Below are 26074 nucleotides of genomic sequence, written 5' to 3'. Positions count from 1 at the left end.
CGGCGGCGTTGTCGTGCGCGACGGACAGGTCCATGTAGGCGCGGCCCGCGTCGCGGAAGCGCTCGGCCAGGGCACGGGTCAGCGCCGCCCCGATGCCGGGGAGGCCGGCCGCGGGGTCGACGGCCAGGGTCCACAGGCTCGATCCCTGCTCCGGGTCGGAGAACAGCAGCTCGTGGTCGACGCCGGTCACCGTGCCCTGGCCGAGCGCTTCCGCGACGCGGGCCGCGCCTACATGGACCTGTCCGTCGCGCACGACAACGCCGCCGCCATCGGCCTGTACGAGAAGCTCGGCTTCGTCCGCGTTCCGGTGCTGGCGATCAAGCGCAAGAACGCGATCAACGAGCCGCTGTTCAGCCCGCCGCCCGAGACGGTCGACGACCTCAACCCCTACGCCCGGATCATCGCCGACGAGGCGCTGCGTCGGGGCATCTGGGTCGAGGTGCTCGACGCCGAGACCGGCGAGATGCGGCTCACCCACGGCGGCCGCAGCGTCGTCACCCGCGAATCGCTGTCCGAATACACCTCGGCGGTGGCCATGTGCCGTTGCGACGACAAGCGCCTGACGCGCCGCCTGGTTTCGGAGGCCGGGATCACCGTGCCCCGCGCCCGGCTGGCCACCTTCGACGAGGGCGACTACAACTTCCTCACCGAGGTCGGCGAGGTGGTGGTGAAACCGACCCGCGGCGAGCAGGGGAAGGGCATCACGGTCGGCGTGACCGCCGACAACGGCCCCGAGGACCTGGCCGCCGCGCTGGCCCGCGCCCGCCAGCATTACCCGGATGTGCTGATCGAGCAGCGGGTGCAAGGCGACGACCTGCGGCTGGTGGTGATCGACGGCCGGGTGGTGGCGGCGGCGCTGCGCATGCCGCCCGAGATCATCGGCACGGGGGAGCACAGCATCCGCGACCTGATCGCGGCCGAAAGCCGGCGGCGCTCGGCGGCCACCGGCGGCGAGTCCCGCATCCCGCTCGACGACCTCACCGAGGCGACGGTCGCCGAGGCGGGCTGGTCGCTGGACGACGTGCTGCCCCAGGGCAGCCGCCTGCGCGTGCGCCGCACCGCCAACCTGCACCAGGGCGGAACCATCCACGACGTCACCGCCGTGGTGAACCAGGAGCTGTGCCGGGTCGCGGTGACGGCGGCCGAGGCGATCGGCATCCCCGTGACGGGCATCGACCTGCTGGTGCCCGACGTCACCGGCGCCGAGTACGCCTTCATCGAGGCCAACGAGCGACCGGGGCTGGCCAACCACGAACCCCAGCCCACCGCCGCGGCTTTCATCGACTTCCTGTTCCCCGGCCACCCCGGCCAGCCGGCGGCCTGGACCCCCGAGGAGTCGCGCGCCGACCGCGGTTGATGCTTGCCTTGCGGCTCGTCTGGGTAATGCTGGGGAACGTCATTCGGATTGGAGCCAGATGAGCGGAAGCGTGCAAACCGGAACCATCACCACCCACGTGCCGGCGCGCCTGGACCGGCTGCCCTGGTCGCGGTTCCACTGGCGCGTCGTCATCGGGCTCGGCGGGGTGTGGATCCTCGACGGGCTCGAGGTCACGATGGTCGGCAACGTGTCCGCTCGCCTCACCGAGAAGGGCAGCGGCATCGACCTGAACGCGGCGCAGATCGGCATGGCCGCCGCGTTCTACATCGCCGGCGCGTGCCTGGGTGCGCTGTTCTTCGGCCACCTGACCGACCGCTTCGGCCGGCGCAATCTGTTCATGTTGACCCTCGCCGTGTACCTGGCCGCCACCGTGGCGACCGCATTCGCTTTCGCCCCTTGGTATTTCTTCGTCGCACGGTTCTTCACCGGCGCCGGCATCGGCGGAGAGTACGCCGCGATCAATTCGGCGATCGACGAGTTGATCCCCGCGCGCCTGCGCGGTCGCGTCGACCTCATCATCAACGGGACCTACTGGCTCGGGTCGGCGGCGGGAGCCGCCGGCGCCCTCGTCCTGCTCGACACGTCGAACTTCGCGCCCAACCTCGGCTGGCGGCTCGCCTTCGGCGTGGGCGCCATCTTCGGCATCTTCGTGCTCCTGGTCCGGCGCAACGTCCCGGAAAGCCCGCGGTGGTTGTTCATCCACGGCCGCGACGAGGAGGCCGAGCGGGTGGTCGGCGAGATCGAGGAGGCGGTGGAGCGCGAAACCGGGGAGCCGCTGCCCGAGCCGCAGGGGCGCAAGCTCAGAATCCGGCAGCGGCAGACGATTTCGTTCCGGGAAATCGCCCGGGTGGCGTTCAAGCTCTACCCGCGGCGCGCGGTGCTCGGGCTGGCGCTGTTCACCGGGCAGGCGTTCCTCTACAACGGCGTGACGTTCAACCTGGGCACGCTGCTGAGTGGGTTCTACGGCGTGCCGTCGGGCAAGGTGCCGCTGTTCTTCATCCTCTGGGCGCTCAGCAATTTCGTCGGGCCGCTGGCGCTGGGCCACCTGTTCGACACCGTCGGCCGCAAGCCGATGATCACGGCCACCTACCTCGGGTCGGCGGTCGTGGCCGTGGTCCTCGCGGTACTCTTCGTGACCCGGACCGGCGGCGTCTGGACGTTCATCGCCGTCCTCGCGGTCGCGTTCTTCCTGGCCTCGGCGGGCGCCAGCGCCGCCTACCTGACGGTCAGCGAAATCTTCCCGATGGAGACCAGGGCGCTGGCGATCGCGTTCTTCTACGCCGTGGGCACCGCGATCGGCGGCATCACCGGCCCGCTGCTGTTCGGGCAGCTGATCAATTCCGGGGAGCGCGGCCAGGTGATGTGGTCGTTCCTGACCGGCGCCGCGGTGATGGCGATCGCGGGCCTGGTCGAGCTGTGGCTCGGGATCGCGGCCGAGCGGCGCCCGCTCGAAGAGCTCGCGCTGCCGCTGACGGTCGACGAGGCCGGGGCCGACGACCGCGGCCCGTCTTCCGTTTGAAACCATCGCGGCGATACCGGTGACGCGGGCGTAACAATTCCGCCATCGAGAATTCCTAATGTGAGTCGGTCCACTAGACGGGGCCCCTCAGCGATAGGAATTCCATTGAGCGGTAATGCGGTGCGCCTTCAGGCGATCAACAATGTCGAGGCATACGTTCCCCCCGCGGTCAGCTTCGTCCCGGGCGAACTGCCGGGGGAGATCTTCGGCTCCAATGTCTTCACCAAGGCGGAGATGCAGGCGCGGCTGCCCAAGGCGGTGTACAAGTCCGTCGTGGCGACCATCGACAAGGGCGCCAAGCTGGACCCCGCGGTGGCCGACGCGGTCGCGGTCGCGATGAAGGATTGGGCGCTGGAGAAGGGCGCCACCCATTACGCGCACGTCTTCTACCCGATGACCGGGCTGACCGCCGAGAAGCACGACAGCTTCCTAGAACCCGTCTCCGACGGCCAGACCCTCGCCGAGTTCGCCGGCAAGACCCTGATCCAGGGTGAGCCAGACGCCTCCAGCTTCCCCTCGGGCGGGCTCCGCAGCACCTTCGAGGCGCGCGGCTACACCGGCTGGGACGTGACCAGCCCCGCCTACGTGCTGGAGAACCCGAACGGCAACACGCTCTGCATCCCAACGGTATTCGTGTCGATGACCGGTGAGGCGCTCGACTACAAGACGCCGCTGCTGCGCAGCCAGCAGGCGATGGGCGTCCACGCCGAACGCATTCTGACGCTGTTCGGCCACAAGGACCTCAACAAGGTGGTGTCCTTCTGCGGGCCGGAACAGGAGTACTTCCTGGTCGACCGGCACTTCTTCCTGGCGCGGCCGGACCTGATCAACGCCGGGCGGACCGTGTTCGGCGCCAAGCCCCCCAAGGGGCAGGAATTCGACGACCACTACTTCGGGTCGGTGCCCGAGCGGGTGCTCGGCTTCATGATGGACACCGAACGGGAGCTGTTCAAGCTCGGCATCCCCGCCAAGACCCGGCACAACGAGGTCGCCCCCGGCCAGTTCGAGGTGGCGCCGATGTTCGAGCGCGCCAACATCGCGTCCGACCACCAGCAGCTGCTGATGACGGTGTTCAAGACGCTGGCGAAAAAGCACGGCATGGAATGCCTTTTCCACGAGAAGCCGTTCGCCGGTGTCAACGGCTCGGGCAAACACGTCAACTTCTCGGTGGGCAACGCGGAGCTGGGTTCGTTGCTGGTGCCGGGCGACACGCCGCACGAGAACGCCCAGTTCCTGGTGTTCTGCGCCGCGGTGATCCGCGCCGTGCACAAGTTCGGCGGGCTGCTTCGCGTGTCGGTCGCCTCCGCCACCAACGACCACCGGCTGGGCGCCAACGAGGCGCCGCCGGCGATCATCTCGATCTTCCTCGGCGAGCAGCTCGCCGACGTGTTCGAGCAGATCGCCAAGGGCGCGGCCACCTCGTCAAAGGGCAAGGGCACCATGATCATCGGCGTGGACACCCTGCCGCCGCTGCCGACCGATCCCGGCGACCGCAACCGGACCAGCCCCTTCGCGTTCACCGGCAACCGGTTCGAGTTCCGCGCGCCGGGCTCGGGGCAGACGGTCGCCGTGCCGATGATCGTCCTCAACACGATCATGGCCGACTCGTTCGACTACATCGCAACGACTTTGGAGCGGGCCGTCGAGGCCGGCGAGGATTTCGACGCGGCGGTGCAGAAGCTGCTCACCGAGATCATCACCGATCACGGCGCGGTGGTGTTCAACGGGGACGGCTATTCGGAGAACTGGCAGATCGAGGCGGCCGAGCGCGGGTTGCCCAACCTCAAGACGACGCTGGACGCCATTCCGGAACTCATCAAGCCCGAATCCGTCGAAGTCTTCGAGAAATATGGGGTTTTCAACGAACGCGAGCTGCACAGCCGCTACGAGGTCAGGCTGGAGCAGTACGCGCTGACCATCGGCGTCGAGGCGAAGTTGGCCCTGGAGATCGGGACGACGGTCATCCTGCCGGCGGCCCTGCGCTACCAGACCGAGCTGGCCCAGAACGTCGCCACGTTGAAGGCCGCCGGGGTGGAGCCGAATATGGTTGCGCTGGAGGCGGTTTCGGCACCGCTCACCGACCTCACCACCGCACTGGGGACCCTGACCGAGGCGCTGTCGCAGCATTCGGCGGAATCGGTGCTCGAGGAGGCCAAGCACGCCCAGGAGGCGCTGCTGCCGGCGATGGACGCGGTGCGCGCCGCCGCCGATGCGCTGGAAGGCGTTGTGGCCGACGACCTGTGGCCGCTGCCGACCTACCAGGAGATGCTCTACATCCTCTAGGGCTCAGCCGTAGGCGTCCCACCACGTGTGCAGGTCCTCGACGCTGGCCGGGTCGCCGGACACGTCGCTGAGCATGAGCTTCTCGTCGTTGGTCCAGATCACGTTCGGGTGATTGTTGTAGGTGCCGCAGGCGATCAGCCCGGCCATGTCGTTGGGCGTCTGGTCGTAGTGCCAGCTGACGGGCGAGCGCCCCTCGCCGGGGCAGTTCACCAGGCTGACGTTCGCGATGTCGTCGTTGAAGGCCTTCTTCAGCCGGTCGGGCGTCGCGAACAGCCCATAGGTGGCCCGGCTGGGGCCGCCGGGCTGGGTGTTCTGCCCGCAGGTCACCATCGCCACCGCGTGCACCCAAATGCTGCCCGACTCCGGGGTGGCGGGCGTGCACGTGCCGGCCAGGTAGCCGGGCGGGAGCAGGCTGATCAGCCGGGCCTGTTGGTCGTTGGGGGCGGCCGATGACGGCGGTGGGGTTTTCGCGACGGTGGCCTTGGCGTGCCGCTGGCCGGAGGGTTTGAGCGCCAGCCAGATCCCGACGGCGCCGACGGCGGCGACGGCCACCACGGCGGCGGCGACGATCGGCCAGCGGTGGCGCCCGCGCGGCTCCGTCCGCTGCCCGAATTCGGCTGCGGGAGAGACGATTTCACTTTCCCGCAGGATCGTCTCGGCGCGTTCGCGCTCGGGGCTGCTGAGCGCCCTGTGCGCGGCGTCGGCCAGGGCGCCGGCGGTGGGGTAGCGCTCGATCGGATTCTTGGCCATGCCGCCGGCGACCACCGGGTCGAACGCCGGGCTCACGCCGGACCCGTGCTCGCTGGGCTTGGGAATGGGCTGCATCATGTGCGCGCTGATCAGCGTCGCGGTGCTGTCGCCGCGGTAGGGCGGTGCGCCGGTCAGGCATTCGTACAGCACGCAGGCCAGCGCGTAGACGTCGGCGCGGGGGGTTACCTCCTCGCTCGAAAACCGTTCGGGCGCCATGTATTTCATGGTGCCGACCGCGGTGCCCAGTTGGGTGAGTTTCTCGTCGGACGTCGCGCTGGCGATCCCGAAGTCGGCGAGGTAGGCGAAGTCGTCGCCGGTGATCAAGATGTTCTGCGGTTTGACGTCGCGGTGGGTCACGCCGGCGGCGTGTGCGGCGTCGAGGGCCGAGGCGATCTGGTGGATGATGGCCACCGCCCGCGGCGCCGGAAGCGGTCCGTCCCGTTCCAGCAGGCTGGCCAGATCGACGCCTTCGATGAGGCGCATCTCGAGATACAGCTGCCCGTCGATCTCGCCGTAATCGTGGATCGGGACCACGTGGGGCTCGAGCAGCCGGCCCGTGATGCGGGCCTCGCGTTCCATGCGTTTGCGGAACACCGGATCCTGGCTGAAGGTGTGTGACATCAGCTTCAGCGCCACCGTCCACTGCTTGACGGTGTGCTCGGCCTCGTAGACCTCGCCCATCCCGCCCCGGCCGAGCAGTCGCGTCAGCCGGTAGGGGCCGAACATCGTCCCCACCCGCGAGCCCTGCGCGCCGGTCATCGCCTGACTCCCATCGCGATCAATCCCGTCAGCGGGCCGGGGGAGAGACCTGCGTGACGGTGCCGTCCGGGGCCAGCGCGATGGTGCCGGACAGGGCGCCGTCGGAGACGTTGATGCGCAGGTTCAGGCCGCCGTCCTTGCGCGACTCGATTGCCAGGAACACCCGGTTGGCGTCGTAGACGTGCAGGGTCTGGGGCGCCTGCTGCACGACGCCGACGACCGCTTGCACGTCGAACTTGCCGAGGTCGCCGACCGTCAAGCGGGAGGGCACGGAGCTCTTGGATCCCACGGTCGCCCAATTGCCGTCGCGGTAAAGCCACGTCACCAGCTTCTGGGCGTTCGCGGTGTCGGGTCGCTGGACCACGACCTGGTCCTGATAGATGTTCAGTTGGTAACCCAGTGTGTCGCCGAACTGGGTCCGCATCTGGGCCAGCACCCCGGTCACCCCGCTCAGCGACAACAGCTGCGGCGGCGGGGGTGTCGGGCTGGTGGTCGCGGCCGAGGGGGCGCTCGCCGCCGTGGCGGTGGACGTGGTCGACGACGCCGTCGGCGCCGAGCCGGTGTCGCGTTGCAGCGCCCAGATGGTGCCGGCGCCGAGCAGCACGACGGCCACGGCCGCGGCGATCCAGACCCGGCGGTCGATCCGCGGTGGTGCCGCCGGCGAGACGGCCGGGTGCGCCTGCAGGTCGGTCACCAGCGATTGCAGCTCGCGCAGCGTCGTGGCCCGGGTGGCGGCGCTCACCCGTTCGCGGTGCTCTTCGGTGGACAGCTGGCCGTCACCGAGCGCCGCGTCGAGCAGCTGGCACGTCCGGTTGCGGTCGTCGTCGGTCGCCCTGATGTCATCGCTCATCGTCATCCGAGGAGCTTCGTCAGCCAGGTCGGGTCGGAATAGTTCACCGACGCGGTGCCGTCCCACACGAACGGGGTGGAGTTGGCGTTGAGCCCGGCGAGCGTCGCGTAACCGGCCGCGGATTTCGCCTTGCCCGAGCCGACGTCGTCTCCGGACTTGATACAGGTCATCACCTCGGCGTCAGCGCCCACGGTCTTGGCCAGTTGCGCCAGTTCGCCGTCGGTGCGGTCCTCCGCGGCGTCCTCGGCCGGCTGGAAGTTGCTGGCGAACAAGCCCGAATAGAAGTCGGTGTACAGCTTCGGGTCGTTTTGCGCGGCAACGCAGTACGACGCCGCCACGGCCCGCGTCGAGTAGTTCTTGCTGTGCGACTTGTCGTCGAGAAAGTCGAGCAGGTGGTAGCGCACCGCGAGCTTCTTGTTGTTCACGGCGGTTTCGATGTCCCCCGCGTTCGACCGGATGAAGCTTCCGCACGGCGGGCAGATGGGTTCGTTGAAGATGTCGATCGTCGTCGCGGCCGCCGAGCTGCCGACGAACACGCCGTCGTCGAGGACGCGGAGCGCGACGGCGTCCGCCGGTGGCGGTGGTTTGGTCGGCGTCGTCGTCGGCGCCGACGGTTCCCACGGCCGCACGACAGCGAGGACCACGCCGACGATGGCCACCAGGGCGACGCCGGCGGCGCCGGCCCACAGCCAGGGCTTCCTGCTCGGCCGCGGCGGTTGGCCCCACGGCGTCCCGGTGGTGGCGGGCCCCCAGGTGGGGGAGCCGCCCCAGCCCGTCGGCTGGGGCACCGGGGGCGTCGGCGCCCACATCGGGCCGGACGACGGGGCGTACGCGGGCGGAGCCTGGGGGGCCCCCGAGGGCCGCTGTTCAGCGGGCGCGGCCGGCACCCGCGCGACCTGGCTGCGCTGCAGGATGTCGGTGGCCCGGTCCTGGTCCGGCTCGGCCAGTGCCGCGTACGCCGCCGACGACAGGTCCCCGCAGGTGGCGTAGCGATCCGCGGGGTCCTTGGCCATGCCGCGGGCGATCACCCCGTCGAAGGCCGCGGGGATGCCGGGCCGCGCGGCGCTGGGCTTGGGGATCGCCTGGTGCAGGTGGGCGCCCATCACGCTGATCTGGTCGCCGGTGTAGGGCGGGGACCCGGTCAGGCATTCGTACAAGACGCAGGCCAGCGCGTAGATGTCGGCCCGCTGGGTCACCTCGGAGTCGCTGAACCGCTCCGGGGCCATGTACTTGACCGTGCCCACCGTGGTGCCGATCTGCGTCAGCTTCTCGTCGGCGGTGGCACTGGCTATCCCGAAGTCGACCAGGTAGGCGAAGTCCTCGCCGCTCACCAGGATGTTCTCCGGCTTCACGTCGCGATGCAGGACCCCGGCGGCGTGGGCGGCGTCCAGCGCCGAGCCGATCTGGCGCACGATCGCCACCGCCCGGGGCGGGGCGAGCGGCCCATACCGGCTCAGCATCGAGGCCAGGTCTTTGCCGTCGATCAGGCGCATGTCGACGTAGAGCTGGCCGTCGATTTCGCCGAAGTCGTGGATCGGCACGACGTGGGGTTCCTGCAGCCGGCCCGCGGTGCGGGCCTCGCGCTGCATGCGGGAGCGGAAGACCGGGTCGTTGGACAGCGTCTGCGACATCAGCTTGAGCGCGACGGTGCGCTCCCGGACCGTGTCCTCCGCCTCGTAGACGTCGCCCATGCCGCCGCGGCCGATCAGCCGCCGCAGCCGATAGGGCCCGAACTGCGAACCCTCCCGCGTATCCGCGGTCGTGTCACCCATCCCGACTCCTCAGTCACCGACCGTGCGCAGGCATAAGGCTAAGGTTTCGCCGGCCGGAGGGCACGACGAATAGCGAAAGCCAGCCAGTTGGGCAAGCGATTAATCGTCGTCACCGGTGGTGCGTTCGCGCAGCCCCTCGCGTGACAGCGCCCGGACGAATCCGAACGCCTGCATCCCGGCGGGGCCGGGGTTTTCGGTGATCCAGTCGTTGATCCGGCCCAGTGCGTTCGCCAGATCGTCACGCTTGACGCGGATGAGATAGGTCATTCTGTCGTCGTCCGGATCGTCGAGGGATTCGGCGACGGCGACGGGATTCTTGAAGGCGTACGCGATCCCGTGCACGGCGTCGTGGTTCAGCGCCCATTGAACTTCGCTGGGCCGCAGCCGGTTCACCGCCAGATTGCGGTAGTCGTGGTCGTCTTTTGCGCTGCTCACCTGGCCGATATTCCTCCTCTGTGTGGCTCGAGAAAGTGGACGGCGATGAACTGAAGACGATGCCGCGCAGGCGATTCGATACGCGCACGCAACCGGGCATTTCCATCATAGGAAGCGGTGTGGTCGGCTGCATGTCGAGCGGAATTCAGCGGCGATATTTCAAGAACACGTAGTCGTCGCAAGCCAGCGCGTGCTCGAGGCGCATCGCCACCGGCGCGGGCAGCGGCGACGGGGTGGGCCGGTGGCCCGCGGGCTGGCTCGCGGCGAGTTTGGGGGCCAGCGTCACGCAGATCTCCGCGACGGCGTCGGCTTCCACCAGCTCGTCCAGCACGGTCGGACCGCCCTCGCACAGGATGCGGTGCATGCCCTGTTCGCGCAGCAGGGCGACGGCGCGCGCCACGTCGACGGAGTCCTCGCCGGCCACCAGGAGCCGTCGGCCGGCGTCATCGCGCGCGGCCGCGGCGCGCGCGCAGGTGACCACGATCGGGGGCTGCTCGGGGCGGCTGAACAGCCTTTCGGGGAGCCGGCCGCTGCGGCTGATCACCGCGATCGGGGGCGGCACGGTTCGTTCCGAATCGGTGAGCCGCACCGGGCCGTAGTTCTCGGCGCGCGCGGTGCCGGCGCCCACTAGGACGACGTCGGCGAAGCCGCGCAGGATCCTCAGCAGCTGTTGGTCGGTGGGGCACGACAGCGGGCCGGCCCGGCCGGCGAACGCGGCGGCGCCGTCGGCGCTGAAGATCATGTTGGCCCGCACGCCCTGCGGCGGATCGGCGTAGAACGACGCGAGCTCGGTGATGCCGGCGACGGTGCCCACCCGGGGGATCACCGCTACGCCTCGTGGCCGGGTTCGAGGTGCCGGACGTCGCCGAAGGACACCCAGCGCTCCAGTTCGCGCGGCGGGCTGCCGTCGACGGGCGCGAGCAGATGCCCGACGTGGTCGCCCAGCGAGAAACGCTCGAGGATCTCGCCGACGAACCAGGCGGCCGCGTCGTCGAGGATGGGCAGCTGCGCCGGGCCGGTGTGCCACGAGCAGCGGTCGAACTTGTCGGTCGTGTCGCCGGTCTGGGTGCCGAACAGCTCCACGGTGTCCAGGTGGTCGTGGTCGAAGACGTGCACCGCGAGGTGGGTCGCGTCGCCGGCGACCCGGAAGGTGTGGTTCTTTTTCGACAGCCCCACCAGGAATCGGGGCGGGTGGATGCTGGTCTGGCTGGCGAATCCGACCAGGCAGCCCGCCGCGACGCCCCCGGCCCGCGTGGTGACGACGAACATCGGATAGTTGAGCAGGGCGACCAGCTTTTCGAAGGCGTCTTCTCCGGGTTCGGCCATCCGCTCAGTCTTCCCGTTCGGCCCGCGCCGGAATCGCGCGGTGCCCCTAGGACTGGCAGCAGGGTTCGTCGCTGGTTTCTCCGAAGGTCTCGGAGTCGGCGAGCACGGTGTAGACCTCCCAGCGTTCGCCGCCGGGGCTGGTGACCCACACCTTGTCCTGGTTGGCGTAGCAGCAGGTGGTGTCGAGCTCCTCGTCGGTGACCAGCCCGCCCTCGGTGAGGCGGGCGATCTCGGCGTGCACGGTGTCACTCGAGGCGACCTCCACGCCCAGGTGGTTGAGGCTGCCGCCGTGGCCGGGATTCTCCAGGAGCACCAGCTTGAGCGGGGGGTCGGCGATCGCGAAATTGGCGTAGCCGGGTTTGACCTTGGCCGGTTCAGCGTTGAACAGCTTGGAGTAAAACGCGATCGCCTCGTCGAGGTCGTCGACGTTGAGGGCTAATTGCACGCGAGACATGGGGTGTCCTTTCTTCGGTGCGCGCTATGGCGTTGCGGTGGGCAGGAGTTCGGCGATCAGCGCTTGGACGCGCTGGGCGATGTCGTCGCGGATCGCGCGCACGGTGGCCAGCGGCTGGCCTGCGGGGTCGGGCACTTTCCAGTCGCGGTAGGACACTCCCGGGAAATACGGGCAGGTGTCGCCGCAGCCCATGGTGATCACGACGTCGCTGGCTTGCACGTCTTCGCCGGTGAGGACCTTCGGGCGGGCCGCGGTCACGTCGATGCCCAGCTCGGCCATGGCGGCGACGGCGACGGGGTTTACCTCGTCGGCGGGTTGCGTTCCGGCGGAACGGACCTCGATGCGGCCGTCGGCCAGCCGGCTCAGCAGGGCCGCCGCCATCTGTGAGCGCCCGGCGTTGTGGACGCAGACGAACAGGACGCTCGGCTTATCGGCCATCGGCGAACACCCGGGAACGCAGCGCGAGCGAAACGTAGACCAGACCCACGAGAACGGGCACTTCGATCAGCGGGCCGACGACCCCGGCGAGGGCCTGCCCGGACGTGACGCCGTACGTCGCGACGGCCACCGCGATCGCCAGCTCGAAGTTGTTGCCGGCCGCGGTGAACGCGAGCGTGGCGGTGCGGGCGTAGCCGAGTCGCAGCGCGAGCCCCAGGGCGTACCCCCCGGCCCACATGATCGCGAAGTAGGCCAGCAGCGGGATCGCGATCCGGGCCACGTCCCACGGGCGGGAGGTGATCTGATGACCTTGCAGCGCAAAGAGAATCACGATGGTGAACAGCAGCCCGTAGAGGGCCCACGGTCCGACGCGGGGGAGGAACCGCGTCTCGTACCAGTGGCGGCCCCGGAACCGTTCGCCGAGCCGGCGCGACGAGTACCCGGCCAGCAGGGGAACGCCGAGGAAGACGAGCACCGCCTTGGCGATCTGCCACGGCGAGACGCTGATCCCGGTTTGGGGCAGGCCCAACCACCCGGGCAGCACCGACAGGTAGAACCAGCCCAGCGCCGCGAACATCACCACCTGGAACAGCGAATTGAGGGCGACCAGCACCGCCGCGGCCTCGCGGTCACCGCAGGCCAGGTCGTTCCAGATGATGACCATCGCGATGCACCGGGCCAGGCCGACGATGATCAGGCCCGCGCGGTACTCCGGCAGGTCCGGCAGCAGCGCCCAGGCCAGCGCGAACATCACCACCGGGCCGACCACCCAATTGAGCAACACGGAGGTGACCATCAGCTTGCGGTCGCCGGTGACTTCGTCGAGCCGGTCGTAGCGAACCTTCGCCAGTACCGGGTACATCATCACCAACAGTCCGATCGCGATCGGCAGCGAAACACCTTGAATGGCAACGGCGCCCAGGCCCGGAACGATCCGGCCGAGCGCCAGGCCGGCCGCCATCGCCGCGCCGATCCAGACCGGCAGGAAGCGGTCCATGGTGGACAGGCGGGTCGCGTCCGCGCTGGGGGCCGACGTGTGTGTGCCCGTCACGGCTGCAGCACCGATGAAAGTTGTTGTAACGCAGCGGGAATCGCCCAGTAGTACACCCAGGTGCCACGCCGCTCGCAGTCCACCAGCCCGGCGGAGCGCAACAGTTTGAGGTGATGGGAGATGGTCGGCTGCGACAGGTCGAAGGTCGCCGAGATCTCGCAGACGCAGGCCTCGCCGCCGGGGCTGCTGGCGATCAGGCTCAACAACCTCAGGCGCACCGGGTCGCCCAGCGCCTTGAACATCGCCGCCAATTCCGACGCGTGGGACTCGGCCATGGCCGCCGTCCCCAGGGTGGGGCAGCATGCCTGCTGTTTCGACATTCTTCTATATAAGCATTTATCGAATCAGCGCGCCACCCCTATTTCGCGCGGACCCGCCGAATCGCGTAGGCGGCGACGCCAATGGCAAGCACCGCCAGGCCGGACACCACCGACGACAGCGGCATCGCGAACGCGAGGACCACGCAGCCGACCAACCCGGTGATCGGAACCGCGCGGTGCGGGCGGCCCTCGCCGTGTCCCAGGGTGAACGCGGAAGCGTTGGCCACGGCGTAGTAGATGAGCACGGCGAACGAAGAGAACCCGATGGCGTCGCGCAGGTCGGCGGTGGCGGCCAGGATCGCCACCACCAGGCCGATCAGCAGCTCCGCGCGGTGGGGGACACCGAACCGCGGGTGCACGGCGGTCAGCGCGTGGGGCAGGTGGCGGTCACGGGCCATCGCCAGCGTGGTGCGCGAGACGCCCAGGATCAGCGCCAGCAGCGAGCCGAGCGCGGCGACGGCCGCGCCCACCTGCACGACGGGAACGAGCCAGCCCGCGCCGGCCGCCCGCACGGTGTCGACCAGCGGCGCCGTCGCCCGGCCGAGGCGCTGCGGCCCCAGCACCGCGAGCGCGGCCACCGCCACCAGGGCGTAGACGGCCAGCGCGATGGCGAGCGCGACAGGTATCGCGCGCGGGATGGTGCGTGCCGGGTCGCGCACCTCCTCCCCCAGGGTGGCGATGCGCGCGTAGCCGGCAAAGGCGAAGAACAACAGCCCCGCGGCCTGGATGACCCCGCCGACGGTGGCGCCCGACGGGCGGAGGTGGTCGGTGACCGCCGTCCCCGAGGCGAACGCGGCGACGACCACCGCGGCCAGCACGGCCAGCACGAGGGCGACGATGACACGGGTGAGCCACGCCGACTTCTGCACGCCGGCGTAGTTCACGCCGGTGAGCGCGACCACGGCGGCGACGGCCACCGGGTGCGCGTGCGCCGGCCACGCGTAGGCACCGATGGTCAGGGCCATCGCGGCACACGAGGCGGTCTTGCCGACGACGAAACCCCACCCCGCCAGGTATCCGCAGAAGGCGCCCAGCCGCTCGCGGCCGTACACGTAGGTGCCGCCGGAGGCGGGGTAGCGGGCGGCCAGCCGCGCGGACGAGGTGGCGTTGCAGTAGGCCACCACCGCGGCGACCGCCAGTCCCAGCAACAACCCCGAGCCGGCGGCGCGCGCCGCCGGGCCGAGCGCGGCGAAGATCCCGGCGCCGATCATCGAGCCCAGCCCGATCGTCACCGCGTCGAACAGGCCCAGGCTTCGGCGGAGCTCGCCGGTGTCGCTGTCGGACAATCGTTCTCCTCACGCGCGCGCAGACGCCAACCTAGCAGAAGGGATTTGAGGTATTCTCGGCTACGACGGCGGCAGCCCGCCGTTGGCGCCACATACCCGAATCCCGCTGATTGGCAAGCGAATTGGACCGCGGCATCGACTTCCCGTCACCGGTCCTGGACGCTTGTCCCCGGAGGCGATGACGATGTCGCCGGATCGGCGGGAGTTCCTTAAATGGGCCGCGCTGGCCGCGGGCGGAAGCGCCGGGGCCTTGGCCGGCTGCGCACGGTCCGGCGACAAGGCCGACTACACGTTGCGGATCGCCACCGGCGCAGTCGAATTGGCGCCCGGCCACGTCGTGTCGACCCTGACCTACAACGGCCAATTCCCCGGCCCGCTGCTGCGGTTCACCGAGGGCCGGCGGACGGTGGTCGATGTCTTCAACGACACCGATTCCGCCGAGCAGCTGCATTGGCACGGTCAACAGGTGGGCGTCGACGTCGACGGCGCTGCAGAGGAGGGCACACCCTACATCCCCGCGCACGGCATGCGACGGATCTCCTTCGTCCCCGGGCCTGCGGGGTTCCGCTTCTACCACACCCACGTGGTGCCGCGCGCCGACCTGTCGCGCGGCCAGTACAGCGGCCTGGTCGGCCCGGTCTACATCGAGCCCCGCCACAACGCGGGCGGTTACGACCAGGAGATCTTCCTGACGCTCAAGGAATTCGAGCCCTCGCTGAGCCGCGGCGGCGACATGGCCAGCGATTTCCTGGCCGGCGCCCCGGACCCGGATCTGCGGGCGCGGGGCGAATCGTCGATGGCGGCCTCGCTGGCCCGGGGCGACCCGCGCGGCTTCGAAGTGGGCTACGCGGCGTTCGCCATCAACGGCCGCGCGCTCGGCCACGGCGATCCCATCCGGGTGCGCACCGGTCAGCTGGTGTTGCTGCACGTGCTCAACGGCAGCGCCACCGAGACCCGCAGCCTGGCGCTGCCCGGGCACGCCTTCAACGTGATTGCGCTGGACGGCAACCCGGTGCCCCACCCCGCGCCCGTGCCGGTGCTGTGGCTCGGCGCCGGGGAACGCGTCTCCGCGTTGGTGCGCATGACGAATCCGGGGGTGTGGGTGCTGGGCGACCTGGCCGACGATGACCGGGGCCGCGGCATGGGTGTTGTGGTCGAATACGCCGGGCGCGGCGGGGACCCGGTCTGGACCGCGCCGCCGCCGTTCGCGTGGGACTACCGGCTATTCGCGCGCCCCGCGGCCGTCCCGCCGCCCGACCACACCATCGAGCTGCTGATCGAGAAGCGCAACGCCGCCGACGACGGTTTCAACGCTTGGACGATCAACGGCACGGCTTTCGCCATGGCCGCCAACCAGCCCGTGCTCGATGTGCGCCGGGGCGAGCGCTACCGGCTGCGCTTCCGCAATGCCAGCGACGACCTGCACCCGATGCACCTGCACCGGCACACGTTCGAAATCACCGAATTCGCCGGCACGCCCACCGCCGGTGTGCGCAAGGACGTCGCGATGCTGGGCGGCTATCAGAGCATGGACGTCGACTTCGTCGCCGACCAGCCCGGCCTGTCGCTGCTGCACTGCCACCAGCAGATCCACATGGACTACGGCCTGATGTTGCTGCTCAACAGCCGCTGAATCACCCCAGCGGATTGTTCTGCCGCACACCGCGATACATGCCCCACCGGACGATCCACGGCATCACCACCCGTTCGACCGACCACAACGGGAACCGGAACGCGTGGCCGGTCGGCATGAAAACCTCCAGCCCGTCGGGCTGGATGCCCACCAACGACCCCCACCGCCGCGTCGGCGCGCGGTAGGTTCCCAACTTCCCGCCGGTCAGCTCGGCGCGGACGTTGCGGGCCACCAGCGCGTCCCCGCGGTTGCGGGCCGAGCTGCGCAGCGGGTCGGTCGCCGCGACGTCGCCCACCGCGAAGACGCCGCGCTGTCCGGGTACCCGCAGCTCCGGCGTGACCCGGACGAAGCCGCGCTCGTCGAGCAGTTCCGGCGGCAGCCAATCGGTGTTGGGCCGCACCCGCCCGATCGCCCAGAGCACCGCGTCGGCGGCCGCCGTGGGCTGGCCGGAGCTCCAGCGCACCGGCTCGCCGGTGATCTCGTCGCCCGGGAAGCCGTCGGGCAGCACCGCGCGGTGGCCTGGGTGAATGCCGACACCGAGGCCGGCGAGCCGTGCCTGGATCCGTCCCCAGATCCGCGGGTGGTAGGCCTGAAGTGCCGAGTGCCCGGGGAAGTACAGGTCGATCCGCTTGCCCGGCCAGGTGGTGGCCATGTTGAGCGCGCTGCTCACCGCGGCCGCGCCGCCGCCCACCACGATGACCGAGTCGGCGGCGGCCAGCCGGTCATGGGCGGCCCGCAGCTCCGCGCCCACCTCCGCGGCCGACTGCAGCGTCGGCCGGCGCCAGAAGCCGTTGCTGACCCCGGTCGAGATGATCAGCGCGTCGTACTCCTCGGCGAGGGCGGCGCCGTCGGCGCGGGTGCCCAGGACGGTGCGCCCCGACAGGTCGAGCCCGGTCAGCTGCGCCTGAACCGTCCGCACCCCGTCCAGGCGGCGGAACCTGTCGAACGGAATCCAGTAATCGCGGGCCCAATCGTGCGGGCGGGAGAGCCGAACGCCGAGTTCCTGACCACTGACCAGCGCCGGCTTGACGGAAATGCCGACGACGTCGGCGTGACCCGACAACCGGATCGCGGCCAGGACACCAGCGTCTCCGAGCCCGGCAATAACGACGCGCTTGCGGTTCATGTCGCTATCCTGCCTGGCATGAAGTTCGGGCCTGCCGAGTGACCATAGACATCGCCGATCCGCACCGGCCGATGCACCCGCGCGCGCGTGCCGCGTTGCGCGCCGCCGTGCGCGCGTCGGCGCCCCGCCCCGCAGCGGCCCGGCGGGCCGCCAAGGACTTCGAAAAGCCCGGCGCGGCGGCGGTGCTCGCCGAGATCCGGTGGGCGTTCACCTCGCCGCGCACCTGGTTGATGGGCGTGGTCGCCAACGTGATCTTCGCCGCCGCATGGCTGCTGGTGCAGCCGCTGACCGTCGGGCGCCACCACACCGACTGGGTGATCCTGATCGGCACCTACTTCTCGTCGTGGGTGCTGGCCGACGTCACCACCACCAATCTGTTCGGCGCCGACCACTACCGCGTCCTGGCCGGCCTGTCCGACGGCGTGCCGTTCTGGCGGATCCTGGTGATCAAAAACCTTGCCCTGCTTGCGATCGTCGGGCTGCCCACCCTGGTGGCGGCCATGGTGTTGACCCTGTGCCTGGAAACGCCGGGGCGGCTCGGGATCACGATCCCCACCGTCGCGGTGCCGATCGTGTCCTGGTTGGGGCTGGGCAACCTCATCTCCGCGCTGCACCCGGTGGGCGTCGAGCCGCTGACGCGGCGCTGGCGCCAGCGCGCCGATCGGCGCCGCACCGGCGGCTGGATCGCCGCCCTGACCCTGCCCTATGCGGTCTACTACGTCGCCGACCCGATGAACGGGGTGGAGCACCAGGTGCTTTGGACCAAGGTGCCGGCGTTGATCTGGCCGGTGTTCGGCCGCGACACCAAGAGCTTCGTGCACCTGGCCATCGCCGTGGCCGTCTGGGTCCTCGGTACGGCCGTCGCGGTGTTGTGGGTTCGCAGGCGCGGCTTGGCGATTCGATGACGGGTCACGGCACTGCGGGCTTGATCTCCTCGATCACCCACTGCGCGTAGTCGAGGTACTTGTCGACGCCGCCGACGGCGGGAATCGGTACGGCGCTCATCGTCACCCCCTGTTCGGCGAGCCAGCCCAACCGGTCGACGATCGCCTGCGCGCTCATGCCGGGGCGGGCGTTCGGGTCGTCGCGGGCGACGTGTCCTTCGCCGACCCGGTTGGTGCTCAGCCCGTGCATCACCTCGAACGGCCGGCCGTCGTAGGAGGGCTGGGACTTGATGTAGTCGAGCTTTTCGGCGATCCGCTCGGGCGGGGTGAGGAACGGCCACCAGCCGGACGCGAACCGCGCCGCCCGGCGCAGCGCCGCGTCCGCGTCGCCGCCGATCCAGATCGGAAGGTGGGGCCGCTGAACCGGTTTCGGTTCGAACGCGATGCCGTCGAACGACACGTAGCGGCCGTCGAAGCGCGGCGCATCGCTGGTCCACAGTTCGATGATGGCCGCCAGGTACTCGTCGGCGATGCGGCCCCGTTCGCCGAAGGGCACCCCGAGAAGCTCGAATTCCCTTGCCAGCCAACCTACCCCGAAGGTGACCATCATCCGGCCCCCGCTCATCCAGTCGGCGGTGGCCAGCGCCTTGGCCAGGCCGATCGGCTGGTGCAGCGGGAGGATGGTGACGCACGAGTTGACGGCGATCCGCTCGGTCGCCCCGGCGATGTAGGCCTGAGCCGCGGTCGAGTGCAGGTAGTGCGGCCCCGACAGCCCGACGTGCTCGGCGGGGATGACGAAATGCTCGGGGACGGCGATCATGTCGTAGCCCCAGCGGTCGGCGCATTTGACCATCCGGGTCTGGTCGGGCCCCGTGACCGCGGCCTCCCAGGGCTGCGTCATCGCGGGCAGGCGCACCATGTGCGGCAGGGGGAAGGCGAACTTCATCTTTCAGTGCTCCTGCTAGCCATCACCGCATCCCGCCCAGCGGTCCGCGTCAAACCGATCCTCGTCTTGGGTTGTTAACCTTGCGCCGTGGACTCCGAACCGGACCCTACCGGCGAAAACAAGTCGAAGGCGGCGCTTGCCGCCACGAGTTGGGCGCTGCTGGGCATGATGTCCTACGAGGAGGAGGTCTCCGGCTACGACCTGAAAAAGTGGATCGACTGGAGCGTCGATCTGTACTACTGGAGCCCGTCGTACAGCCAGATCTACACCGAGCTGAAGAAGCTCGAGGGGCTGGGCCTGGTCACCTCACGGGTCGAGCACGACGAGGGCACGCGCAGCCGCCGGCTCTACAAGATCACCCCCGCCGGGATGGCCGCCGTCACCGACTGGACCAACAACGCCCCGGTGGACCCCCCGGTGCTCAAGCACAGCGTCCTGCTGCGCGTGACGTTCGGTCACCTGAGCAACCCGGCCCGGCTCAAGGAGCTGCTGGCCGAACACGTCGCCTACGCCGAAGCCAGGCATCGCAAAGCGGTCGAAGACGCCGACGGCGCCGAGGCCCAGCCCGCGTGGGCGTATTCGGTGATCGCGCTGCGCTGGGCGGCCAAGTACTACGCGGCGGAGCGCGAATTCGCGCTCGAACTGATGAAGGACATCGACGAGGCGGACGCCATCCTGAAGAAGGCGGCCAAGGGGGGCTTCGGGCAGCCGCGCCCGATGCCCGGCTACTGGCGTGAAGTCGAGAAGCAGGTCGAGGCCAAACGCAAAGCGGACTGATCGGATGGCGGCGACCCGTCCCCCGCAAGCGGGAGGTACCCCCATCGCCCGGCCTCGCCGCCCTCGCGATCGCCGCTAGCCCGTCGCCTCTCGGGCCGCCGCATCGCGGGCCGCGATCAAGCCGTACACCAGGCCCTGCGCGATCGTCGCCCCCGCGCCCGGGTACGTCGTGCCGAACGCGTTGGCGGCGGTGTTGCCGATCGCGTACAGGCCGGCGATCACGCTGCCATCCTCGCGGAGCACCCGTGCGCGCTCGTCGGCCTTCAGTCCGCCGCATGTGCCGAGGTCGCTGAGCACCATCTGCACGGCGTAGAACGGGCCCCTGAGCAACGGGCGCAGATTGGGGTTCGGCTTGATCGTGGGGTCGCCGTAGTAGCGGTCGTAGGCGCTGCGCCCCCGGCCGAAGTCGGGATCCTCACCCGCGGCGGCGTTTTCGTTGAAGCGAGTCATCGTCTCGCGGAAGTCGGGCGCCGGAACGTTCATCCGGGCGCCCAGCTCGTCGAGGTTGTCCGCCCGCACCGCGATGCCCGCGTCGTACCAGGCTTGCGGGATGCGCATGCGCGGGAACAGTTCGGCGCCAAAGACATAGCTGTTGCGGTACTGCTGGTCGAACACGATCCACATCGCGTCCACGGGGCTGCCCGACCGCTCCAGCTCGAGCAATCGCTGGCCGAACGACATGTAATCCGCGGACTCGTTCGCGAAGCGGCGACCGCTCTGGTCGACGATCAGACTTCCCGGCAGGGAACGTTCGGCCAGCATCACCGCCGGCGCCCTGCCCGGCAGGGGCGCGATGGCGGGAAACCACCAGGCCTGATCCATCAACGCGATGTCGGCGCCGCATTCCTGCCCCGCACGAATGCCGTCGCCCGTGTTGGATGGGGCACCCAGGCTCAGATTGGCGCCCAGCGACTCGGACTGAAACTTCCACCTCATGTCCATGCTGTGGTCGAAACCGCCGGTTGCCAGCACCACTCCGCGCCGAGCGGTGATCGTCACCTCGCGCCCGTCATGGTCGACGACCGCGCCCGTCACGCGCTTGCCGTCGCCTTCCAGGCGCACGAGCGGGCAGCCGGTCCACACCGGGATACCGGCGCGCAGCACCCCCGCGAACAGCCCGGCCATCAGACCCTGGCCGCCCGCGGCGTAGCGCCGACCGATCAGCCTGCCGCCGAGGCCCTGCGCCACCCGCTTGCCGAACGTCGGAATGCCCTTGCGCGGCACCCTGGCCACGAGGTTCATCCATCGGTAGTCGGCGCCCGTGGTCGGTATCGAGACGCCGGCCTCGAGCACGCCGGGCCGCAACCGGGCGCGGTACCGGCCGAGGATCGAGGTGTCAAAGGGGTGGCATTCGCACGTCCGGCCCGCCGCGCTGCCACCCGGCTCCTCGGGGTGGTAGTCGGAGTAGTCACGGGCCCAAAACAGCCGCAGCGGGGTGGTTCGGCGCAGCATGTCGACCGTCGCCGGCACCTGAGCCAGGAATTCCGCCGATCGTTGCGGTGGGGCCGAACCCGCGACCACCGAGTCCAAATACGCGGCGGCGCGCTCGCGGGAGTCCCCGGCGCCCGCTTCTCGCAGCACGGGGCTGACGGGTAGCCACAACGCGCCGCCCGACCGGGCTGTCGACCCACCCACGTGCGACGACTTCTCCACGATCAGCACCGACAGCCCGAGTTCGCGGGCGGCCAATGCCGCGGCCATGCCGGTCCCGGACCCGATCACCAGCAGGTCGACCGTCGTATCGGCCACGGGAAGCCCGGCGGGAATCGTCGTGCTCTGGGGGTTCACGCGCAAAACCGTATGCCGACGCCGCCCGGCAGCGGAAGAGCCGTCCTGATCAGTGGGAACAAGCGGCCCCGGGAACGGGCGGACGGGAGTTTAATCTTCCCCATGACGACGCAGTCCGAGGTCGACGAGATTCGGCAGATCGAAGCGCAGGCCGTGCCGACGCGGTACGCCCGCGGCTGGCACTGCCTGGGCTTGATCCGCGATTTCGGCGATGGCAAGCCGCACGCGGTCAACGCCTTCGGACAAAAGCTCGTCGTCTTCCGCGGCGCGAACGGCACCATCAACGTCCTCGACGCCTTCTGCCGGCACATGGGCGGTGATCTTTCGCAGGGCGAAGTCAAGGGGGACGAGATCGCCTGCCCGTTCCACGACTGGCGCTGGGGCGGGGACGGTCGGTGCAAGCAAGTGCCCTACAGCCGGCGCACGCCGAAGCTGGCGCGCACCGGGGCGTGGACCACGCTGCAGCAGGACGGAATGTTGTTCGTGTGGAACGACCCGGAGCGCAAACCGCCGCCGCCGGAGGTCACGATCCCGCGCATCGAGGGCGCCACCAGCGACGAGTGGACGGACTGGCACTGGTACACCACCGTCGTGCAGAGCAACTGTCGCGAGATCATCGACAACGTGGTGGACATGGCCCACTTCTTCTACATCCACGGCTCGTTGCCCACGTACTTCAAGAACATCTTCGAGGGGCATGTGGCCACGCAGTACATGAACGGCGGGAGTCGCCCCGACATCGGGAGCCCCGAGGGGACCACGATGCTGGGGACCACGTCGGTGGCGTCCTACTACGGGCCGTCCTTCATGATCGACGACCTGACCTACCACTACACCGACGGCGACGCCAAGACGATCCTGATCAACTGCCATTATCCGATCGACTCGAATTCCTTTGTGCTGCAATACGGAATCATCGTCAAGAAGTCGGACAACCTGCCCGGCGATGAGGCGCTGAAGACCGCGGTCAGCCTGGGTGACTTCGTCAAGATCGGGTTCGAACAGGACGTCCAGATCTGGCGACACAAGGCGCGCATCGACAACCCGCTTCTCGTCGAGGAGGACGGCCCGGTCTACCAGTTACGCCGCTGGTACCAGCAGTTCTACGTCGACGCCGCCGACGTCCAACCGGATATGGTGGACCGCTTCGAGTTCGAGCTCGACACCACCAGGCCCTACGAGGCGTGGATGAAAGAGGTCGAGGCCAACATGGCCGCGCAGGGCGCCGGCTAGTGTGATGTCGCTCGATTCATCTGCGCGGCAGGACGATCGGCTCGACGAGATGCCGATGCGCCCCGTGGGGTGTCGCAGGTGCGGGGCGCAGGTGCTTGCTCGCAAAAGCAGCTGGAACCAGACCAGCGTGCAGTGGAACGCCGATGCGACGGCCCGGTGCGTCGAGCGTGCGGACGCCGTCCGGATCGCCGGCGACCACCGCGTGGTGTTCCTGGCCTGCTCGGCACTGCGGGAATCGATCGAGCGCGCCGTCGCGGCAGGCGAGCTGGCGATCGTCGACGGCGCGTGACCCATCACCGCCGAGCGTCGAATTATCGCGCCGTTGAAGGCCTTTCCGCCCAAACAACTCGACGCTCGACGGTGAGGTTTTCGGTCATGCGAGCTGGAATGCGCTGATGGGTGCCTCTTCGGGATAAAGAGCAGGGCCGCCCAGGTCGTAGCCGGCGTTGAGCGCGCTGATGAACGCCGGGTCGTGCAATGGTTCGCTGGGGATGTCGAGCTTGATGCCCCTGCCCTTGAGGTCGTCGACCATGATGTCGATGGCCTTCTCGATGGTCAGGTCGTGCGAGCCCTCCATGTTCTTCTTGAGCTCGTCGTGGTCGGTGAAAACCTCGGCGGACCAGTGCACCAGGAACCGCAGTTGGTCGGTGTGGTGGCGGGCGATCACCTCGTCGCCGTTCTTGAGCAACCACTGATTCGGGTCCTCGGGGTCGCCGGAAAAGACGGTGTCGAAGGACAACCCGGCCGGAATTTGGTGCTCGAGTGGCCCGTTCGCTTCGCCGCGGTGCACCATCATCTCGTTCTGCACCACCACGCCGCGGTTGTTGATCGGCGGCAGAACGCGTTTGGGGGCCTTGAGCGGACCGTCGGGCCAGTAGGTGAACCCGCTGCCGGGGTCGAGCGAGAACCACGTGATCACCTGCGCCATCTTGACCAGGTAGTCGCCGAACAGGCCGGACTTGCCCATCACGCTGGTGAGCCAGGTCGGCGCGTTCTCGTGACGCACGCCGCGAAAGCTCGGCGAGTCCAGATGTCCCGGGTCGCGGTTGGCGCACGGCCCGTTGATGTTGAACAGCATCAGCTGGGGTTTGGCGTACTGGGCGTTCCAGTAGCTTTTGGCCATCTCGAGGAACCGCGCGTTGTAAAAGCAGTCGTGCAGCTCTGGGTAGAGCACCGCGCCGTAGTTGGCGAGGTAGCCGCGGAAGGTCGGTGTCAGGAACAGGTCGAGCGACGGGGTGAAGCCTTCTGGGAAAAGGCCGCTCATGGTGGCGATCAGCTCATCGGGCGACGCGAAGTGTTGCGCGATGATCAACCGCCACGGCCCCTCGGTGCGTACCACATCCAGCAGGCGTTCGCGTTGGTCGTCGGTATAGACGTTGTCGACCTCGCGGGGCGGCGCGGCGGGCCGCAACACGTCGGAAAGCTCCATCCGCCGGTCGTCGGTGAGCATCGGCTGTCTCCTTTTGCAGTTCGTGCCCTGATTGTGGGCGGGGCGATTCCGGTGCGGGGGGCCATGGCCCGGTCACCGGGACGTCAAGCCCGGACCGGATGGCCGAACTTGGCCCGCAGGAGCGCGCCGATCTCGGCGATGGCCAGTCGGCCCCGCGCCGTGGCGTCGGAACGCATCAGAAATCCGTGGCACATCCCGGGATAACGGGTCAGGGTGGTCTGCACGCCGGCGTCGCGCAGCCGTGTCGCATACCGCTCACCCCAATCCCGGATCGGGTCGCACTCCGCGGTGACGACGATCGCCGGGGGGAGGCCGGCAAGCTCGGATGCGTAGGCGGGCACTAGGTACGGGCTGGTGGGCGGGCCCGCGTCCCCGTCGGCCAGGGCGTGCATGTACTCGATGTCGTCGCGGCTGAGCATCGGGGCGTCCGCCAGGGCGGTGACGGACGGGGCCGTCATGTCGCGATCCAGGCCCGGATACAGCAGCACCTGCGCGCCGATCGGCGGACCGCCACGGTCGCGCGCGGCGAGCGCAACGCCGGCCGCCAATGCGCCGCCCGCGCTGTCGCCGATCACCCCGAGCCGTTCGGGGTCGACCCCCAGCTGACGAGCATTCCGTGACACCCATTCCGTCGCGGCGTACGCATCGTCGAACTGCGCGGGCGGCGGCCACTCCGGGGCCAGGCGGTAGCCGACCGCGACGACGGTGGCGGCAGACGCCGCGGCCAGCTCACGGGCCAGCGGCTCGAATGAGTGGTTCGACCCCATCACCAGCCCACCGCCGTGCAAATACACCAGCACGGGTCCACCGCTTCCGGCGTCGGGGCGATAGACCCGTGCCGGGATGTCACCCGCCGGACCGGGAATGGCTGCTTCCGTGACGGCGGCCATCTCGGCCATCGACTCCGGCGGTGGCGCGGATTCGAGCGCGGCGCGCACGGCCGCGAGCCCGCGCTGGCGCATCGGTGGAACGTCACCGAACGAAGCGACGCGGGCGGCGGCGTCGGGGTCCAGCTGGCAGGTCCCCATGTCAGAGCCGCTGCGCACCGAACCGGCGTTCCGTGCGCAGCACGGGCCGTCGTTGCGCGGCAAGCACTTCCGCGCGCTCCGCCATCGCCGACGCCACTTCCGGGTGGGTGAGCAGGTAGAAGCGGCCTTCGGCGGCCTGTTGGAACAGTGTTTCGGCGGCCGCCAACGGGTCCATCGCCACCGCTTTGATGTCGAGCATCGCTTCGCGATGCGTCTCCGCGGCGCCGACATCAGCGGCCGCCGTGGCGTCGACACCCCCCGCGGATTCGAAGATGTTGGACACCACCGGCCCGGGCAGCACCGCCTGCACATGGATGTGGTGGTGGTGTCCCGCCAATTGCACCTCGGTGCAAAGGCATTCGGTCATGGCCAGCACGGCGTGCTTGCTCACGAGGTAGGGCGTCTGCAACGGCATCGTCACTACGGCGCCGACCGACGCAACGTTCCACACCCACGCCTGCTCGTCGACGGCCATCATCTTCGGCAGAAACGCGCGCACGCCGTAGAAGACTCCGCTGATGTTGATGTCGACGACGCGCCGCCAGTTCGTCACCGGCGTGTCCCACAGATAGCCGAACTGTTCGATAC

21 protein-coding genes and 4 pseudogenes are annotated in these 26074 nt (G+C 69.4%); 8 read left to right on the top strand and 17 right to left on the bottom strand.

Going from position 1 to position 26074, the window contains the following annotated elements:
- Positions 1-199, bottom strand: a pseudogene (locus A5702_RS08600) (N-acetylglutaminylglutamine synthetase); the annotation flags it as partial.
- Between A5702_RS08600 and ngg the strand changes: the two are divergent.
- The 3 genes and pseudogenes from ngg to A5702_RS08585 form a co-directional block, all read left to right on the top strand.
- Positions 191-1357 (top strand): annotated as a pseudogene (gene ngg, locus A5702_RS08595) (N-acetylglutaminylglutamine synthetase); the annotation flags it as partial. The pseudogenes A5702_RS08600 and ngg sit on opposite strands and share 9 nt — an antisense overlap.
- 58 nt (positions 1358-1415) lie before the next feature.
- On the top strand, positions 1416-2897 hold the full coding sequence (locus tag A5702_RS08590; RefSeq protein ID WP_068219867.1) for an MFS transporter: 1482 nt from the start codon (positions 1416-1418) through the stop codon (positions 2895-2897).
- A gap of 105 nt (positions 2898-3002) precedes the next feature.
- Positions 3003-5180, top strand: coding sequence for a glutamine synthetase III (locus A5702_RS08585; protein ID WP_068219865.1), 2178 nt, complete (start codon positions 3003-3005; stop codon positions 5178-5180).
- A gap of 3 nt (positions 5181-5183) precedes the next feature.
- Here the strand turns inward: A5702_RS08585 and A5702_RS08580 are convergent, their stop codons facing one another.
- The 10 genes and pseudogenes from A5702_RS08580 to A5702_RS08530 form a co-directional block, all read right to left on the bottom strand.
- The gene (locus tag A5702_RS08580; RefSeq protein WP_055403644.1) at positions 5184-6689 is read right to left on the bottom strand and encodes a serine/threonine-protein kinase; all 1506 of its coding nucleotides are present in this window, start codon (positions 6687-6689) and stop codon (positions 5184-5186) included.
- 28 nt (positions 6690-6717) lie between these two features.
- Positions 6718-7545: a DUF1707 domain-containing protein gene (locus tag A5702_RS08575; RefSeq protein ID WP_068219862.1), complete on the bottom strand. Its 828-nt coding sequence runs from the start codon at positions 7543-7545 to the stop codon at positions 6718-6720.
- On the bottom strand, positions 7542-9311 hold the full coding sequence (locus A5702_RS08570; protein ID WP_068219859.1) for a serine/threonine protein kinase PknE: 1770 nt from the start codon (positions 9309-9311) through the stop codon (positions 7542-7544). Before A5702_RS08570 ends, A5702_RS08575 begins: the two co-directional genes overlap by 4 nt.
- Before the next feature lie 99 nt (positions 9312-9410).
- The gene (locus tag A5702_RS08565) at positions 9411-9746 is read right to left on the bottom strand and encodes a hypothetical protein (RefSeq protein ID WP_055403647.1); all 336 of its coding nucleotides are present in this window, start codon (positions 9744-9746) and stop codon (positions 9411-9413) included.
- Between the two features lie 145 nt (positions 9747-9891).
- Complete coding sequence (locus A5702_RS08560) at positions 9892-10572, bottom strand: pyrimidine reductase family protein (protein WP_082459878.1); 681 nt, start codon at positions 10570-10572, stop codon at positions 9892-9894.
- A 2-nt stretch (positions 10573-10574) separates the two neighbouring features.
- Complete coding sequence (locus A5702_RS08555) at positions 10575-11072, bottom strand: flavin reductase family protein (RefSeq protein WP_068219856.1); 498 nt, start codon at positions 11070-11072, stop codon at positions 10575-10577.
- A 46-nt stretch (positions 11073-11118) separates the two neighbouring features.
- A complete protein-coding gene (locus A5702_RS08550; RefSeq protein WP_055403649.1) occupies positions 11119-11526 on the bottom strand; it encodes an ArsI/CadI family heavy metal resistance metalloenzyme in 408 nt (135 codons plus the stop codon).
- A gap of 24 nt (positions 11527-11550) precedes the next feature.
- Positions 11551-12961 (bottom strand): annotated as a pseudogene (arsB, locus tag A5702_RS08540) (ACR3 family arsenite efflux transporter).
- 50 nt (positions 12962-13011) lie between these two features.
- Positions 13012-13335: a helix-turn-helix transcriptional regulator gene (locus A5702_RS08535; RefSeq protein ID WP_068219851.1), complete on the bottom strand. Its 324-nt coding sequence runs from the start codon at positions 13333-13335 to the stop codon at positions 13012-13014.
- A gap of 38 nt (positions 13336-13373) precedes the next feature.
- Positions 13374-14621, bottom strand: a complete 1248-nt coding sequence (locus A5702_RS08530) for an APC family permease (protein WP_067823079.1) — start codon at positions 14619-14621, stop codon at positions 13374-13376.
- A 178-nt stretch (positions 14622-14799) separates the two neighbouring features.
- Here A5702_RS08530 and A5702_RS08525 point away from each other — a divergent pair, with 178 nt between their 5' ends.
- Positions 14800-16254, top strand: coding sequence for a multicopper oxidase family protein (locus tag A5702_RS08525; RefSeq protein WP_068219875.1), 1455 nt, complete (start codon positions 14800-14802; stop codon positions 16252-16254).
- Position 16255: 1 nt separating this feature from the next.
- Here A5702_RS08525 and A5702_RS08520 read toward each other — a convergent pair whose 3' ends face one another.
- On the bottom strand, positions 16256-17380 hold the full coding sequence (locus A5702_RS08520) for an FAD-dependent oxidoreductase (RefSeq protein ID WP_067823076.1): 1125 nt from the start codon (positions 17378-17380) through the stop codon (positions 16256-16258).
- Between the two features lie 71 nt (positions 17381-17451).
- Here A5702_RS08520 and A5702_RS08515 point away from each other — a divergent pair, with 71 nt between their 5' ends.
- Positions 17452-18285, top strand: a complete 834-nt coding sequence (locus A5702_RS08515; RefSeq protein ID WP_197281259.1) for a hypothetical protein — start codon at positions 17452-17454, stop codon at positions 18283-18285.
- A 4-nt stretch (positions 18286-18289) separates the two neighbouring features.
- On the opposite strand, the gene A5702_RS08510 is transcribed toward A5702_RS08515, so the two are convergent.
- A complete protein-coding gene (locus tag A5702_RS08510) occupies positions 18290-19210 on the bottom strand; it encodes a TIGR03619 family F420-dependent LLM class oxidoreductase (protein WP_068219849.1) in 921 nt (306 codons plus the stop codon).
- A gap of 87 nt (positions 19211-19297) precedes the next feature.
- On the opposite strand from A5702_RS08510, the gene A5702_RS08505 reads away from it, so the two are divergent.
- A complete protein-coding gene (locus A5702_RS08505) occupies positions 19298-19987 on the top strand; it encodes a PadR family transcriptional regulator (RefSeq protein WP_055403655.1) in 690 nt (229 codons plus the stop codon).
- 75 nt (positions 19988-20062) lie between these two features.
- Here A5702_RS08505 and A5702_RS08500 read toward each other — a convergent pair whose 3' ends face one another.
- A complete protein-coding gene (locus A5702_RS08500) occupies positions 20063-21775 on the bottom strand; it encodes a 3-ketosteroid-delta-1-dehydrogenase (RefSeq protein ID WP_082955989.1) in 1713 nt (570 codons plus the stop codon).
- A gap of 102 nt (positions 21776-21877) precedes the next feature.
- Between A5702_RS08500 and A5702_RS08495 the strand changes: the two genes are divergently transcribed.
- Together A5702_RS08495 and A5702_RS08490 are read left to right on the top strand one after the other, a co-directional pair.
- Positions 21878-23008 carry a Rieske 2Fe-2S domain-containing protein gene (locus A5702_RS08495; protein WP_067823069.1) on the top strand — a complete coding sequence of 377 codons (1131 nt, stop codon included), beginning with the start codon at positions 21878-21880 and terminating at the stop codon, positions 23006-23008.
- Between the two features lie 4 nt (positions 23009-23012).
- Complete coding sequence (locus A5702_RS08490; RefSeq protein ID WP_068219869.1) at positions 23013-23297, top strand: ferredoxin; 285 nt, start codon at positions 23013-23015, stop codon at positions 23295-23297.
- An 84-nt stretch (positions 23298-23381) separates the two neighbouring features.
- Here A5702_RS08490 and A5702_RS08485 read toward each other — a convergent pair whose 3' ends face one another.
- The 3 genes and pseudogenes from A5702_RS08485 to A5702_RS08475 all read right to left on the bottom strand — a co-directional run.
- Positions 23382-24458, bottom strand: a complete 1077-nt coding sequence (locus A5702_RS08485; RefSeq protein ID WP_068219846.1) for a hypothetical protein — start codon at positions 24456-24458, stop codon at positions 23382-23384.
- A 67-nt stretch (positions 24459-24525) separates the two neighbouring features.
- Positions 24526-25486 (bottom strand): annotated as a pseudogene (locus A5702_RS08480) (alpha/beta hydrolase); the annotation flags it as partial.
- 1 nt (position 25487) lies between these two features.
- Positions 25488-26074, bottom strand: a 587-nt coding sequence (locus A5702_RS08475; protein ID WP_068219842.1) for an SDR family NAD(P)-dependent oxidoreductase, incomplete at its 5' end; no start/stop codon positions are given.

This window comes from Mycobacterium sp. E3339, assembly GCF_001666915.1.
Classification (GTDB): Bacteria; Actinomycetota; Actinomycetes; order Mycobacteriales; family Mycobacteriaceae; genus Mycobacterium.
Note: the sequence above shows the minus strand (reverse complement) of the source record. Positions and strands in the feature narration are given on the sequence as shown.